A 15,365-nucleotide genomic window follows, 5' to 3' on the forward strand; every position below is an offset into this window, starting at 1 on the left:
GTGATTACAGAAGAGGACTTCCTGCCGATCAGCCTGGTGCTGCACACCGCATACTGTGAGCGTCGCACCTGGCTCGAGGCAAACGGGGAAACTACGTTTACTCAGCAGATGCAGGCAGGCGACGTGGCTCATCAGGCGGTAGATAACGCAGCGAACTCTCGGTCGCAGCGCCTCACGTCGTATCCGCTTCGATGCGAAGCGCTCGGACTCGTTGGGAAGGCAGATGCTGTCGAGTTTCTTGACGAGCACGAGGTGGCTTTGGTGGAGCACAAAGCCACACCAGTGCGCAGGCGAGCGGTTGTGACGCCAGCGAACCGACTGCAGCTTACGTTACAGAGGGAGTGCCTGCGCGAGGCGGGCTTCTCCGTCGTTGATCAGGCGATTTACTTCACTGATCATCGGCGACGCGTGAGCGTGGAGCTCACCGAGGACGATGTGGACAACGCAGCTCGCATGGTTGCAAGGACGCGGGACATCGTTGACTCTTCGCATGCTCCGGTGCCACTTGTGAACGACGAACGCTGCGCGCGTTGCTCCCACTTTTCCGTTTGTCTGCCGGATGAATATAACGGAGGAAACCCCCGACGCAGAATCCACGCCGCGGACCCCGATGGGCAGGTGCTTCACCTCACCACACAGGGTTCTCGTGCGAGCATTCGGCGGGGCAGAGTGGTCGTCGAAAAGGAAGGAGAAAAGCTTGCCGACGCCCCGCTAGCGCGCATTCAAGGCGTAGTAGTCCACGGCAACATCGACCTATCCAGCGCGTTGCATCGAAACTTGCTCTGGAACGACGTTCCGGTTGTTTGGTGCTCATCTACCGGGCGGGTCTACGGAATGTCGCAGCCCGCCGACGGCCCTAATGGAGCAGCGCGCGTGGAGCAACACGTCCGGAGCCACAACGGGGATCTCACCATCGCGCGCGGGATGATCACAGCAAAGATCGCCAACCAAGCAACGCTGCTTCGACGCAACGGCGATGCACCCGATGCAGTGCAGTTTCTCCTGAACGAGGCAGAGCGCGCATCAACTGCGGGTGACATTCCCGAGCTCTTCGGTATTGAAGGCGACGCAGCTGCTGCGTACTTCAAGAGCTTTCCAACAATGCTCAGTAGCAAGCGCATGGAGGCACTCGAGTGGGAGTGGCCCGGAAGGCATGGCAGAGGAGCTGCCGACCCCATCAATATCTTGCTGAACTACGCCTACGGGCTGCTCCGTACGGAAGTGATCCGAGCGATCCTCACCTGCGGGTTAGACCCACACGCGGGGTTTTTGCACAGCAGTGGGCGAAACAAACCGGCGCTCGCCCTAGATCTGATGGAGGAGTTCCGTGCTCCTATCGCGGACTCGGTGGTGATCTCAATGATCAACCGCCGAGAGATTAAAGCAACGGATTTCACTTACATTCAGGACGTTGCTCGGTTACGCGACAGCGCGAGGAAGAAGGTGATCGCCGCGTTCGAACGCCGAGTGCAGACCAGTATTCAGCACCCACTGTTCGGTTATGACGTGACGTGGCGCCGAGTCATTGAGATCCAAGCCCGGATGATTCTCGGGGTGCTCACTGGTGTGCAGCCTTCCTACGTTGGAGTGACAGTCCGATGAGCAGAGACGACGCACGCAGAACGCTTATCTGCTACGACATCATCCACGATCGTCGCCGCGGCCGCGTTGCGACCACCCTGCAGGAATACGGCGATCGAGTGCAGTACAGTGTATTCATCGTGGACATCTCACCCGCCCGATTGTTGCAGCTCAAGTCCGAACTGGAACAGCTCATTGATTCGGACGAGGACTCCATCCTCTTCTGCGATCTCGGAAGAGTTGCCGAACTCAATGAGCAACGCTTCGGGTACCTTGGGAAGTCGCGGGAGGTGACCGACAACGATGTCCTAATTTTGTAGGTCATGCTTGTCCTGCGAGCGCTCCGGTGTAACGAAAACCCCAGGGTACGCTCGCAGAAGGAAACCGCATGTCAAAGGTGAGAACTCAATAGTGAAGGCAAAAGATCAACCTCAAAACTGCTATTATTCCTATTGCGCTCGGAACCTCCAGCAAACCCGCTGTATATGGCCCTATTTTTCCGGGGTCTCCGCCGCTCTTTCGGGAGCGGCCTTTCATTGAGGGGTGCCAACTCAAAACCGGGAACGTCCTCAAAAGCCGCGTCCGCCGCTCTTTCGGGAGCGGCCTTTCATTGAGGGTGCCCAACGGCAAATCATTGGCGACACGTTCTTCGAGCCGCCGCTCTTTCGGGAGCGGCCTTTCATTGAGGGGAGCTGCAAACTGCCCTGGACGCCAAGGCCAACAAGCCGCCGCTCTTTCGGGAGCGGCCTTTCATTGAGGGTGGACGCTGACGATGCTGCGATTAAGATCCGCGAACCCGCCGCTCTTTCGGGAGCGGCCTTTCATTGAGGGTCGCTGAACCCGACGAGCTGCGTGACCTATGGGCGCCCGCCGCTCTTTCGGGAGCGGCCTTTCATTGAGGGGAAGACGCATGAGCGCCGTGAGGTGGCTGTGCCCCGTCCGCCGCTCTTTCGGGAGCGGCCTTTCATTGAGGGGTGCGCGGCGGTTTCATGGAAGCGGTACGACACGCCAACCGCCGCTCTTTCGGGAGCGGCCTTTCATTGAGGGTCGAGTGGCCCCCACTGGGAGCGCGGGTAGTAGTGCACCGCCGCTCTTTCGGGAGCGGCCTTTCATTGAGGGACCACCACCACCGAGCACACCGCCGGAAGCGAAGACCGCCGCTCTTTCGGGAGCGGCCTTTCATTGAGGGTTCGATCCCGTCTTCGACTACGCCGCCGCATAAGAAGTCGCCGCTCTTTCGGGAGCGGCCTTTCATTGAGGGACGCAAACCATCAACCGACGAATCCTCAAAGTCTCTGGGTCGCCGCTCTTTCGGGAGCGGCCTTTCATTGAGGGTGCGCATCAATGGCAAGGTTGCCAGCTTCGACCTTGGCGTCGCCGCTCTTTCGGGAGCGGCCTTTCATTGAGGGACGCTTGACCACGCGCGGGGTATGCCACACCCCGTAGGGTCGCCGCTCTTTCGGGAGCGGCCTTTCATTGAGGGCCATTGCGTTCACTCCATTCGTTCAAGATGTCGATCGTCGCCGCTCTTTCGGGAGCGGCCTTTCATTGAGGGGCGTGTTGGCACGTTTGCTGATGGTGGCATCGTGTCTGGTCGCCGCTCTTTCGGGAGCGGCCTTTCATTGAGGGTTCTTCCATTTGCTGAACCCCGCGACCAGGCTAGCGGTCGCCGCTCTTTCGGGAGCGGCCTTTCATTGAGGGAGGGCGTGCTCGATGTGCTTCTCCCACGACACCCGGGGTCGCCGCTCTTTCGGGAGCGGCCTTTCATTGAGGGATCGAGGGTGACATTTACCCCAGCGAGTAGGTAGGTCGCCGCTCTTTCGGGAGCGGCCTTTCATTGAGGGTGGAAGAACGGCGTGAAAAGCGCGACCAGTTGTTCTGGGTCGCCGCTCTTTCGGGAGCGGCCTTTCATTGAGGGCCGACATTGCGCCGGAGCAGTCGCCCCAGTTGCCGAGGTCGCCGCTCTTTCGGGAGCGGCCTTTCATTGAGGGCCCTCATACGTCGACAAGACAGCGAACCTCACACTAGAGTCGCCGCTCTTTCGGGAGCGGCCTTTCATTGAGGGGTGAAGCCGCGCGCCGAGCTCGCCATCGCCGGTGGTCGCCGCTCTTTCGGGAGCGGCCTTTCATTGAGGGGAGTGGGAGGACTTGGACGCCTGGCGTTACCGCTAATGTCGCCGCTCTTTCGGGAGCGGCCTTTCATTGAGGGGCCAGAGACCACCCCGGATGGTGATGCGACGGGTGGAGTCGCCGCTCTTTCGGGAGCGGCCTTTCATTGAGGGTCCGTTGGGGGTGGGGCGCATGATGACCCCGGAGGTCGCCGCTCTTTCGGGAGCGGCCTTTCATTGAGGGGCCGAGACGGTAGCCGCCAGCGAGGCGGTACCCGCCGTCGCCGCTCTTTCGGGAGCGGCCTTTCATTGAGGGGTGAAGCCGCGCGCCGAGCTCGCCATCGCCGGTGGTCGCCGCTCTTTCGGGAGCGGCCTTTCATTGAGGGGAGTGGGAGGACTTGGACGCCTGGCGTTACCGCTAATGTCGCCGCTCTTTCGGGAGCGGCCTTTCATTGAGGGGCGAAAGCCATCGATGGGGTGTGGGATTTTTCGACGGTCGCCGCTCTTTCGGGAGCGGCCTTTCATTGAGGGTGCAAGCGTGGTGTTTCTCACTACGATCTCTGCGTAGTCGCCGCTCTTTCGGGAGCGGCCTTTCATTGAGGGATCCCGTATGTGAAGCGGGGAGTGAGCGTTTGGGCGTCGCCGCTCTTTCGGGAGCGGCCTTTCATTGAGGGGAATGGAAACTCAAACCCGGCGCAGACGAAGACATCTACGTCGCCGCTCTTTCGGGAGCGGCCTTTCATTGAGGGAGTCGACGCACCTTCTCAAGCTCGTCCGTCGGATCGTCGCCGCTCTTTCGGGAGCGGCCTTTCATTGAGGGTGCCCGCGCACGCGAAGCGATTCAGCGATAGCCGGTCGCCGCTCTTTCGGGAGCGGCCTTTCATTGAGGGGAGTGTGACGGTGCGGGGTGAGTCCCCACGTGGGGAGGTCGCCGCTCTTTCGGGAGCGGCCTTTCATTGAGGGGATTCAGTTCGATTCAGCGCCCCGGTTCACATTCAGCATGTCGCCGCTCTTTCGGGAGCGGCCTTTCATTGAGGGGAAGTCCGCGCCGTGGACCTGTTAGAGGTCTCCGTGTCGTCGCTCTTTCGAGAGCGGCCTTTCATTGAGCGAAATCCACGCTGGCCCACGAGCTGGCGCACGCGACGTCGCCGCTCTTTCGGGAGCAGCCTTTCATTGAGGAGTCGCCAAAAAGGAGGATTGCAATGCCTGACTATTCGGTCGCCGCTCTTACGGGAGCGGCCTTTCATTGAGGAGGGGGCACTCCGCCGTACTGCCGCACCGCCCCAGGTCGCCGCTCTTTCGAGAGCGGCCTTTCATTGAGGGACCGGCGCGTGGTACTGGGAGCACATGCCAGGCGGGTCGCTGCTCTTACGGGAGCGGCCTTTCATTGAGGGGACCAGATGCGCAATGGCTCCGGCCAAACCGCCGCAAGTCGCCGCTCTTTCGGAAGCGGCCTTTCATTGAGGAGTCTTGAGCTTGTCGCCGTCGACGGCCTTGAGCACGTGGTCGCCGCTCTTTCGGGAGCGGCCTTTCATTGAGGGACGAGCTCAGGGAGCGTCTGGTTGGCAAAGGTATTGGTTGCCACTCTTTCGGGAGTGGCCTTTCATTGAGGACAGGGAGATTGGGAACTTAACCCAAGCCTAGGTCGGCAGGGTCGGCACTCGGTTTTCCGGGTGCCGACCCCTTTCTCTTAGCAGTACTTCACTGCCTTAGCCTAAGCTTCAGCCCCCACCTCCCCATCGGCAGCCCCGGTCCCAGCCGCCCTACGCACCTGCAACGCGCCGACGAACCCGAGGGCGAGGAAGGCGGTGGCGGCGAGGAGGGACCAGCGGGCGGCGTCGGCCATGCCCTCGCTGAGGGCCTGCACAACGACTGCGGTTTGGTCGCCGAATGCGCTGGCTGTGCCCTCCATGCGGAGTTGGGTGATGGCGGAGCCGGCGGATTGGCGGGTGGTGGAGGAGGTGGCGTCGGCAAGGGGGCCGGTGATGCCGGCGGCCGTGAGGGTCTTGGGGAGGGTGATGGCGAGGGCCATCGAGAAGACGGAGCCGGAGACCGCGGTGCCCAGGGCTGAGCCGACTTGGCGGACGGTGCTTTGGGTGGCGGAGCCCTGGCCGGAGCGCTGTACCGGAATATCCCGGAGCACGGTGCCGGTGAGCTGCGCCGATGCCAAGCCCAGGCCGAGGCCGTAGAGGGTGAGTGGGGCGGCGATGAGCCAGCCGCTGGTGTCGGCGCCCATGATAAGGGCGAGGATGACGACGCCCACAACCTCGAGGGCGAGGCCGATCAGGACGGTGCCCGGCGCGCCGAAGCGGGCGGCGACGTGGCGGGCGGCCGCGCCGGAGAGGAACGCGCCGACGGCCATCGCGGCCAGGACCAGGCCGGCGGACATGACGGACAGGCCCAGCGCATTAATAAGGTAGAGCGGCAAGATGAAGATGATGGCGAACTCGCCGATGGCGACGGCTCCGGCGGTGATGTTGCCCCAGGAGAAGGTGGAGTAGGAGAACAGACCCAAGTCGAGGAGCGCGGAGCGTTCCACGCGTTTGCGGTGCTGCTCCCAGCGGATGAAGAGGAAGAAGGCCACGGCGGAGATCGCAAGTGCCACGGGGACGGGGGAGACCGGGGCGGTGGTGGGCCAGGTCCAGCCGAACACGGTCAGGGGCTCCTTGGGGGTCCACCAGCCAAGGTCGGGTGCCTCGATGATGGCGAAGACGAGGGTGCCGAACGCGATGGCGCTGAGCTGGGCGCCGTCGACATCGATGCCGGGGAGCTTGTCGGGGCTGCGGGTCTCGCGGACGGTGAGCACCGCGCCGATGGCGACGATCACGCCGATTGGCACGTTGACCAGGAAGATCCAGTGCCAGGACACCCACTGCGTCAGCGCACCGCCGGCCAGGGGACCGACCGCGGCCGCGCCTGAGATCACGGCGCCCCACACGCCGAAGGCGGCAGCGCGGTACTTGCCGCGGAAGACCGCGTTTACCGTCGAAAGCGTTGACGGCATGATGAGGGCCGCGCCCACGGCTTGCACTGCACGGGCGGAAATGAGGGTCGAGGCGGACGTCGAAAAGCCGGCGAGGACGCTGCCCGCGACGAACACCCCGAGGCCCGCGAGGAAGGCGCGCTTGCGGCCCCACGAGTCCGCAATCTTGCCCGTGGACAGCAACAACGCGGCGAGCAGCACCGCGTACAGGCTGTTCACCCACTGTGCCTGAGTGAGGTCCAGGCCGAGGTCAGTAATTATCGACGGCAACGCCACGCCAACGATCGTGCCGTCGAGAACGATGACCCCGAGCCCCACCGAGAGGACGGCGAGGCTGATCCAATCGCGACGCGTTGGCGTGGTGACCTCTACTTCGCTCATCACTAACGCCTTACTGATTCTGGCTCAACAGACTTGAGTGCACGACCGAGCGCCGCCATGAACAGACCCAACGCAACCGTGATCGCAATGTGGCCCAAGCCCGCGATACCTGCGATCATCGCCGTGGACTCCTTGCCCTGCACCGTGAGAATGCCGTGCCAGACCATCATGCCCGAGGTCATGAGCACGCCGACGTTGTACACCCAGAAGAACCACGTGAACAGCTTGCCGGACCGCGAAACCCGGAACAGTTTCTCCAACACCAAGAAAATCAACGACATGACGAACCCGAGCACCAGCAAGTGCGTGTGCGTCACGCCGAGCTGCGTGAACTGGCCCTCCGGGAAATCATTCGCGCGGGTGAACTCGCGGTAGAACAACCCCGCGCCCAGACCAAGCACCAAGTACAACACTGCTGCCCTGTACAACTTCTGCACCTTGCACACTCCTTCTGCAACCGCCAACACGGGCGGGAAATCCATTGACACCATCAATGGTGCTGGAGCGGGCGCAGAAAGTAATCGCGCAGCAGGTTGAACATTGCGTCAACCGAACGGTTGAGTGGGGTTAGCGCTTGAGCCCATCCACGAACTGCGCGATCATGGGCTCGCCCAGCAGGTAGGCACCGTAGAGGCCCAGCCCTGCGATGCCGATCACGATCGACAGCGTGAGCCCAAGGACCATGTCCTCCTGCTGTCGGCTCAGGGGTTCCCCGGCCTTGATCTTCGAGGACAACACCTCGAACTCGGTGGCTACTCGCTTCATCCAGGGCTGGCCGGGTGGGCGCATTCTGGTGACGGGTGCGAGGAGACCGGGGGCGTCGTCGTGAATCCCGCACGACTCGGGCTGCGTGCGCGTGTAGGAGGGAACTTCCGTGCTGGCACGGCAGGACTTCGCGGTTACGGAGGTGAGTTTCCACTCGTACCAGGGCTTACCCTGCGGAGTTTCGGTAGTGCTGGTCTGCGAGATCACGCCAACGAATGAGAGGGGGTTGCCGGAGTCATCGACGAGCCAGGCGGGCCCGCCGGAGTCGCCCTGAATGAGGGTGTCATCGGATTCGACCTTAATTACGCCGTCGCCGGCGCCCTGGATATGTCCACAGACGACCTTGCGTTGCTTCACCGAGTTGGCGCACACCTTCATGTCAGACTCCAGGGTGCCGTAATCCACGACGGCATCGCCTGAAAACACATTCTGGCCTGCGATGACATCCTCGTAGAGCCTGACGGCCATGACGTCGTCGTTTTTGAAGCGGGCGTCGATAAGCCCGGCGCGAGTGCTGTAGCCCACCGCTTGACTGTTCTTATACAGGACCTCTCCTGGGCTCTGGGTGAAGCAGTGGCGCGCGACGTACACCGTTTTCGACGCCGCATCGACGTAGCCAACCTGGCACTTCGTGATACCGACCTCAACAATGTCGCCTTGGTTCACCACGACGCCGGCGGTGTAGCGCACGGAGCTGAGGTCCGCAGCAGCGTTGGGAGCGGCGGCGCCCGCTAGCGCCAGCGTTACTGCTAGCGCTGCAGCTCCGAGTTTAGTTGCGCGTCGCACCTGCGCTCCTTTTGGGTGAAAAACAACATAGTTAAAGACATCTTAGTCTAGTCCACCGCCACGTTTCCCATGTTTCACGTGAAACACACCGGGGTTAACCCATAGACCCGGGCGCACCACAGCTGTACTATGGGGTCAATCTTTAGGATGATGAAAGGAAAATCGTGCAGGGACAGCCAACAACCGAGGAAATCTTCGCAGCTCACGAGGGCGGCAAGCTCGCCATCCAATCGCGGATGGAGGTGAACACCATGCGCGATCTTGCCATCTGCTACACGCCGGGGGTAGCGGAAGTGTGCGAGGCGATCGCGCAGGACCCCGCCCAGGCGCGCCGCTACACGGGCGCGGGGAACACCGTCGCCGTCGTCACCGACGGCACCGCGGTCCTCGGGCTCGGGGACATCGGCCCCCAAGCATCGCTGCCCGTCATGGAAGGCAAAGCCCAGCTCTTCCAGCAGTTCGCCGGGCTGAACTCCTTCCCGATCGTCCTCGACACCCAGGACGTCGACGAAATCGTCGACACCGTCGTGCGCATCGCGCCCTCCTTCGCGGCCATCAACCTCGAAGACATCGCCGCGCCACGCTGCTTCGACATCGAACGGCGCCTCGACGAACGCGTCAACATCCCCGTCATGCACGACGACCAGCACGGCACCGCCGTCGTCATCTATGCAGCACTGCGCAACGCCGCGCGCGTCCTCGACCGCACCCTCACCGACCTGCGCGTTGTCATCTCCGGCGCCGGCGCCGCGGGCATCGCATGCGTCGACATGCTTCTCGACGCCGGCATCCGCGACATCATCGTCCTCGACTCCCAAGGCCCCATCCACGCCGACCGCGCCGGCCTCACCCCCATCAAACAATCCCTCGCCGCGCGCACCAACCCCCGCAACATCCACACCACCGTCGACGACGCCCTCCGCGGCGCCGACACCTTCATCGGCCTCTCGCGCGGCCACATCACCGAAGAGCAAGTCCTCCTCATGGCCGAGGCACCAATCCTGTTTTCGCTGGCCAACCCCACCCCGGAAATCGACCCGGAAGTCGCGCGCAGGCACGGAGGGGTCGTCGCAACGGGGCGCTCAGACATGCCCAACCAGATCAACAACGTCCTCGCGTTCCCCGGCATCTTCCGCGGCGCCATCGACGCCGGCGCCACCCGCATCACCCGCCCCATGCTGCTCGCCGCCTCCGAGGCCATCGCCTCACTTATCGACGCCCCCACCGCCCACAACATCGTCCCCCAAGCACTCGACCCCCGCGTGGCACCGGCCGTCGCGAAGGCGGTCGCGGAAGCGGTGTAACAGAACAGGCCAATCAAGCAGTCCCTCCTGCAGGAACTGAACAAGCACGCCAACCTGGTGACCGGTGCCGGCGTCTACGCCAAGGACCAAGCCGTCTTCGATCCGAACGCCAACCTGGTCACCTTCCCCCTCGACGTCGCTGACACCCGCCTCGACGCCAACGGCAACGGCGTCCTCCACTTCGACGGCGAACTGAAACTGCACGGCACCGTCGCCCCCAAGGTCGACATCGACGACATCAAAATCACCATCACCGGCACCAACGCCACCATCACCGGCGATATCGAATCCGGAACGGTCATCGAACGCGAACACAACGACGTAGTCCTGGGCACCTTCCAACTCGACAACGCCATCGACCCTTCGCAGCCCAACTTTGCCGCCAAGGCCCGCCCTGTCACCTACGGCGTCGGCATCACGCCACTCGGCCTCAAAGCCGGCGACACCCCGTCCGACGCCAAGGCTGACCTCAACCTGACCTTCGGCAAGGCGGACCTAAGCCCCCGCCTCGACATCGACACCGAGGACAAGCTCAAAGCCGCAGGCATCGCCCTCGGCGTACTGGCTGCCCTCGGTGCCATCGTGGCCGTCGTAGCAGGGCCACTCAAGGACCTACTGCCGTTCGACCTGCCTGTGAAGCTGCCGTTCTAAAACAGTGGTTCACCCACCGGGTGCATCTCACCGCCACCCTGCAACGGCCACGGGAAGAACCCAACGTGGCCGTAAAACAGGGTCAGGCCGAGGAACACCCACATCATGCCGATGATGAACGTCACCGGCACAAACACCTTCCGGGCAACCGGGCTGGTCAGCACGAACGGGGAAAGCAACGCCGAAAGCCCCGTACCCACATACAAGGTAAACACCATAAACGGCTCAAGCATCGAGCCCGCCAACAAACGCGCAATCGGCTCAACCTCTGGTGGACGCCACTGACCAAAATGCATCCCGGCGATACCAAACATGATCAGGCCAAACCCACCGACCGCAGCCACATACAGAATCGGGCGGAGCGTAGCCACCCAGTCCAAATCGCGGATACCACGGTCAGCGCGATCCTCTGCGCGAAGCACGGCAACACCAACGATGAGTGTCATCACACCGTAAAATGCGGCCGGTTCACCAAACGTCACATTATCGACCGCACAACAGAACACACCCTCGATCTGTTCCAGCGGCCACGTGAGCATCATATGCACACCCGTCATCCCGAGAAACGCACCGAGGAACACGAACGCCCAGCCAAACCCAGACACTGAGCGGTCTCCGGCTTTCTGCAACGCACGCATGAACAGCGGCACCATCAGCATAATTACACCGACGACCAGCCCCATCGTCGTGTTGTACGTAATACCTTGCATCAACATGGCCCTAGCTCCTCTCCGCCAACAAGTACTGACGAATCGTCATCAACGCAATCATCGAGCAAAAGGCAATCGTCCACGTCAGCGCGCCAAGGTCCTCACCCTTCACGCCGCCCATGACCCAGAAAAACAGCCCACCGACGACCAAAAAGATCGTCAATAGCACCCAACTCGCCGTGAGAAGTTTCGACGCCCACCCCTGCGTCTGATCATCAACCGGCACCAGCTCTTTGCCTACATGCATAGTTGTCCTACTTTCACTCAAGAACTGCAGTACGCACGTACTGCTAAAAAATGAGGATATCCTAATTATGGCGTTTACCTTGGAATATTTGCTCCTTTTCCCGCGGGCTTTACAAGGGAGAAAACTTGGCTATAATAAATGTCGAGCCTCCTGCCCACGGATTCCCCCCGAGTCCGGTTGAGCACTCAACACCCCCCCATTTTCGAGTGCGAGAGCGCAGGGGGTTCACTCTTTGCGTTTTTATGTTTGAGGCCCTTGCAGGCAGGCCCCGGCCCCGCACCAAATTCCTGGATTTTCCCTAGGTGGGAAGTGGCGTTGGCAAAAGCCCAGGTCGGGGGTCGGCCAGGTGGGAATGTGGTGCGTACACAGAGGCCTCAGTGCCAAGAGACGCATGTTTGAATTCCGGCCTCCGCATTTCCGCAGTTCATAAATGTGCTAGAGGTTATCGGTTGCGTTGTTTGGCACTGGCACGCCGAGATACGACACCACATTCCTGGATTTTGGGAAGCGGCGTTGGCAAAAGCCCAGGTCGCTGAGACTGTGTGAGGGAATGTGGTGCGCACCAAGCACGGACTGACACCAAATTCCTGGATTTTGGGAAGCGGCTTTGACAAAAGCCCAGGTCGGAGGTCGGCCAGGTGGGAATGTGGTGCGTACACAGAGGCCTCAGTGCCAAGAGACGCATGTTTGAATTCCGGCCTCCACATTTCCGCAGTTCATAAATGTGCTAGAGGTTATCGGTTGCGTTGTTTGGCACTGGCACGCCGAGATACGACACCACATTCCTGGATTTTGGGAAGCGGCGTTGGCAAAAGCCCAGGTCGCTGAGACTGTGTGAGGGAATGTGGTGCGCACCAAGCACGGACTGACACCAAATTCCTGGATTTTGGGAAGTGGCGTTGGCAAAAGCCCAGGTCGGGGGTCGGCCAGGTGGGAATGTGGTGCGTACCAGAGGCCTCAGTGCCAAGAGACGCATGTTTGAATTCCGGCCTCCACATTTCCGCAGTTCATAAATGTGCTAGATGTTATAGGTTGCGTCTTCTGGCACTGGCACGCCGAGATACGACACCAAATTCCTGGATTTTGGGAAGTGGCGTCGATAAAAGCTTAGGTCGTTGAACCTGCGTGAGGGAATTTGGTGCGCGGGGAGGGGCGGGTTCGGGCATGGGGGTGTCGGTGGGTACACTGCTGGCGTAATCGCAACCCCTAAGAAGGAGTCTTTTCCTATGCGTCACCACGCCGTAGCCGCAACGTTGTTGACCGCAACACTGCTGGTCACCGGGTGCACCGCCGAAAACTCAGCAGAAAACACAGCCAAGACTGCAACAGAGACCACAGCGACCACCACCCAGGAGGACACGACCCGCCTGCTCACAGACATCGACGGCACAGACGTGCGGGTGCCGAAGCAGGTGACCCGGTTGGCGGACACGTGGGACGTCAATAATCAGTTTGTGCTGATGCTTGGTGGCGGGGACACCCTGGTGGCCACCACTGAGGAAGCGAAGCGGCTGCCATGGCTGACGAAGATCTACCCGCACGTCACGGAACTGCCGACGCCGGCCTCCGGGACGCGCCTCAACGTCGAAGAGCTGAAGGAAATCAACCCAGAAATGCTCCTAACCTCCTCGAAGGAACAGGTCGAGGCGGCACGTGCGCAGGGGATCCCGGCGGCGAGGGTCGACTTTGATGACTTTGAGCAGCTGATGAAGTCCGTGCGCATTACGGCGAACGCGCTGGGCACCGAGGAGGCCGACCAGAAGGCGACCGAGTACGTGACCTACATGGAGCGCAACCTGAAGATGGTCGCGGACCGCCTGGGCGGCATGCCGGGGGAGAAGAAGCCGAAGGTGCTGCATATCGTTGGCGGGGAGGACGTCACGCAGGCGGACGGGCCGGACTCCCTGGTGGGGGAGTGGATTGCAGCGACGGGGGCTCGCAATGTGATCGAGGAGGTTGTGGACGTCACGACCGTCACCCCGCAAGACATTGTCGACGCCGCTCCGGACTTCATCATCGTGGGCGGTATGGAGGCGCAGCTGGGCGTCGATAAGCTGGTGAATGATCCTGCACTGGCGAACGTGCCTGCGGTGAAGCAGGGCAACGTGGTGAAGAACCCGGTGGGGACGTCGAACTGGGGCCGCTACTCGGCGGAGGAAGCGCTGCAGCTGCTGTGGGCAGCGAAGCTGTTCCACCCGGAGAAGTTTGAGGACGTCGACCTGGTTGCTGAGACGCAACAATTCTACTCAACGTTCTACGGATACGAGCTGAGCACCGAGGACGCGCAGCGGATCCTGGACGGCGAGGGCCCGGCGGCTTAAAAAAATTCTAAGAAGGCAAAGAAAAACCCGGCACCTCGTGTTCTAGGTGCCGGGTCTCTGCTTCGAATTTCTCTACTTGGGACTATACGGAACCAGCTGCGAAAAGGGGAATACCCGTGAGAAAATCGGCCTAAACTTTAAAGACAGGGGACAACGAAGGTTTCTTAACTTTCTCTTAATTTCGCGCTGACCTTGGGGTATTCCAAATAGAAAAAAGTTTGAAAAACGGGGACACGTCACGCAGTTCAGCCCCGTACGGGGGGAGGATGTAACGGGGGTAGCGGGAGTGTGACTCGCGACATAGCGAGTATGGGCTTGTGATTCCAGATGGTAGGTTAAGGGAGTACCTTATCCCCACTACGGAACGTTCGGCACGTACCTGCCGATGGAGGACCACATGGCATCAGTAACTTACGACAACGCAACGCGCATCTACCCGGGTGCGACCACACCGAGTGTCGACAAACTCAACCTTGAAATCGCGGACGGGGAGTTCCTCGTCCTCGTCGGCCCGTCCGGCTCCGGTAAGTCGACCGCGCTGCGCATGCTCGCCGGTCTCGAGGACACCAACGAAGGCCACATCCGCATCGGCGACCGCGACGTCACCCACGTCAGCCCGAAGGACCGCGACATCGCGATGGTCTTCCAGAACTACGCCCTGTACCCGCACATGACCGTGCGCGAGAACATGGGCTTCGCGCTGAAGATCGCCGGCATGGACAAGGCCGAGATCGACAAGCGAGTGGAAGAGGCTGCAAAGACCCTCGACCTGACCCAGTACCTCGACCGCAAGCCGAAGGCACTGTCCGGTGGTCAGCGCCAGCGCGTGGCTATGGGCCGCGCCATCGTGCGCAAGCCACAGGTCTTCCTTATGGACGAGCCACTGTCCAACCTGGACGCGAAGCTGCGTGTGCAGACCCGTACCCAGATCGCGAACCTGCAGCGCCGCATGGGCGTAACCACGCTGTACGTCACCCACGACCAGACGGAAGCCCTCACCATGGGCGACCGCATCGCCGTCCTGAACTTCGGCGTCCTGCAGCAGGTAGGCACCCCGCGTGAGCTCTACGATCACCCGAACAACGTCTTCGTCGCAGGCTTCATCGGCTCCCCGGCCATGAACCTGTCTACCTTCGACGTCGACCTGACCGAGAAGGTGGCCAAGCTCGGCCGCGCCTCCATCCCACTTTCCGACGAGCACATCTCCCACCTCACCGTGGAAGACGACGGCCAGGTCATCCTCGGCTTCCGCCCAGAGTCCCTGCAGGTCGTCGACGAGACCGCGAAGCACTCCATCCCGGTCGAGATCGACTTCGTGGAAGAGCTCGGCTCCGACTCCTACCTGTACGGCCACCTCGCAGGCGGCGGGTGGAAGGAAGAGGGCCTCGAGGAGGAGACCTCCGGCCAGATCGTGGTGCGCACCGCGCCGCTGTCCGGCATCATGAAGGGCGACGTCGTCCACGTCCAGATCGTTGACGGTGGGCTCCACGTATTTAGCAAGGCAACCGGCCAGCGGATCTAAGGACACA

At 61.6% G+C, this 15,365-nt stretch carries 11 protein-coding genes and 1 CRISPR repeat array; of the genes, 6 read left to right on the forward strand and 5 right to left on the reverse strand.

Features of this window, described 5'->3' with window-relative positions:
* Together cas1 and cas2 are read left to right on the forward strand one after the other, a co-directional pair.
* Window positions 1–1,602, forward strand: a 1,602-nt coding sequence (gene cas1, locus ACXIUA_RS10565) for a CRISPR-associated endonuclease Cas1 (protein ID WP_457976804.1), incomplete at its 5' end; no start/stop codon positions are given.
* Window positions 1,599–1,901: a CRISPR-associated endonuclease Cas2 gene (cas2, locus tag ACXIUA_RS10570; RefSeq protein WP_457976805.1), complete on the forward strand. Its 303-nt coding sequence runs from the start codon at window positions 1,599–1,601 to the stop codon at window positions 1,899–1,901. The genes cas1 and cas2, both read left to right, overlap by 4 nt.
* 187 nt (window positions 1,902–2,088) lie before the next feature.
* Window positions 2,089–5,082: a CRISPR direct-repeat array (repeat unit 36 nt; unit sequence GTCGCCGCTCTTTCGGGAGCGGCCTTTCATTGAGGG).
* Window positions 5,083–5,402: 320 nt separating this feature from the next.
* Here the strand turns inward: cas2 and ACXIUA_RS10575 are convergent.
* From ACXIUA_RS10575 to ACXIUA_RS10585, 3 genes are all read right to left on the reverse strand, one after another.
* Window positions 5,403–7,052 carry an MFS transporter gene (locus tag ACXIUA_RS10575; RefSeq protein WP_457976807.1) on the reverse strand — a complete coding sequence of 550 codons (1,650 nt, stop codon included), beginning with the start codon at window positions 7,050–7,052 and terminating at the stop codon, window positions 5,403–5,405.
* Window positions 7,053–7,054: 2 nt separating this feature from the next.
* Window positions 7,055–7,489, reverse strand: coding sequence for a DUF2871 domain-containing protein (locus tag ACXIUA_RS10580; protein WP_070478651.1), 435 nt, complete (start codon window positions 7,487–7,489; stop codon window positions 7,055–7,057).
* A gap of 130 nt (window positions 7,490–7,619) precedes the next feature.
* Entirely contained in the window at window positions 7,620–8,603 is a 984-nt protein-coding gene (locus ACXIUA_RS10585; RefSeq protein ID WP_457976808.1) for a hypothetical protein, read from the reverse strand.
* 164 nt (window positions 8,604–8,767) lie between these two features.
* Between ACXIUA_RS10585 and ACXIUA_RS10590 the strand changes: the two genes are divergently transcribed.
* Both ACXIUA_RS10590 and ACXIUA_RS10595 read left to right on the forward strand, forming a co-directional pair.
* Window positions 8,768–9,907 (forward strand): NAD(P)-dependent malic enzyme, encoded by a 1,140-nt coding sequence (locus ACXIUA_RS10590; RefSeq protein WP_457976809.1) that lies wholly within the window; start codon window positions 8,768–8,770, stop codon window positions 9,905–9,907.
* A 57-nt stretch (window positions 9,908–9,964) separates the two neighbouring features.
* Window positions 9,965–10,558, forward strand: coding sequence for a hypothetical protein (locus ACXIUA_RS10595; protein ID WP_457976810.1), 594 nt, complete (start codon window positions 9,965–9,967; stop codon window positions 10,556–10,558).
* Here ACXIUA_RS10595 and ACXIUA_RS10600 read toward each other — a convergent pair.
* Complete coding sequence (locus ACXIUA_RS10600) at window positions 10,555–11,274, reverse strand: DUF981 family protein (RefSeq protein WP_256005789.1); 720 nt, start codon at window positions 11,272–11,274, stop codon at window positions 10,555–10,557. The two genes, ACXIUA_RS10595 and ACXIUA_RS10600, sit on opposite strands and share 4 nt — an antisense overlap.
* Window positions 11,275–11,278: 4 nt before the next feature.
* The gene (locus ACXIUA_RS10605; RefSeq protein ID WP_457976811.1) at window positions 11,279–11,515 is read right to left on the reverse strand and encodes a hypothetical protein; all 237 of its coding nucleotides are present in this window, start codon (window positions 11,513–11,515) and stop codon (window positions 11,279–11,281) included.
* A 1,226-nt stretch (window positions 11,516–12,741) separates the two neighbouring features.
* Here ACXIUA_RS10605 and ACXIUA_RS10610 point away from each other — a divergent pair.
* Window positions 12,742–13,836 carry an ABC transporter substrate-binding protein gene (locus ACXIUA_RS10610; protein WP_457976812.1) on the forward strand — a complete coding sequence of 365 codons (1,095 nt, stop codon included), beginning with the start codon at window positions 12,742–12,744 and terminating at the stop codon, window positions 13,834–13,836.
* Window positions 13,837–14,233: 397 nt separating this feature from the next.
* The gene (locus tag ACXIUA_RS10615; protein WP_256060237.1) at window positions 14,234–15,358 is read left to right on the forward strand and encodes an ABC transporter ATP-binding protein; all 1,125 of its coding nucleotides are present in this window, start codon (window positions 14,234–14,236) and stop codon (window positions 15,356–15,358) included.
* The last annotated feature ends 7 nt before the right edge of the window (window positions 15,359–15,365 follow it).

This window comes from Corynebacterium sp. UMB8791, assembly GCF_054166365.1.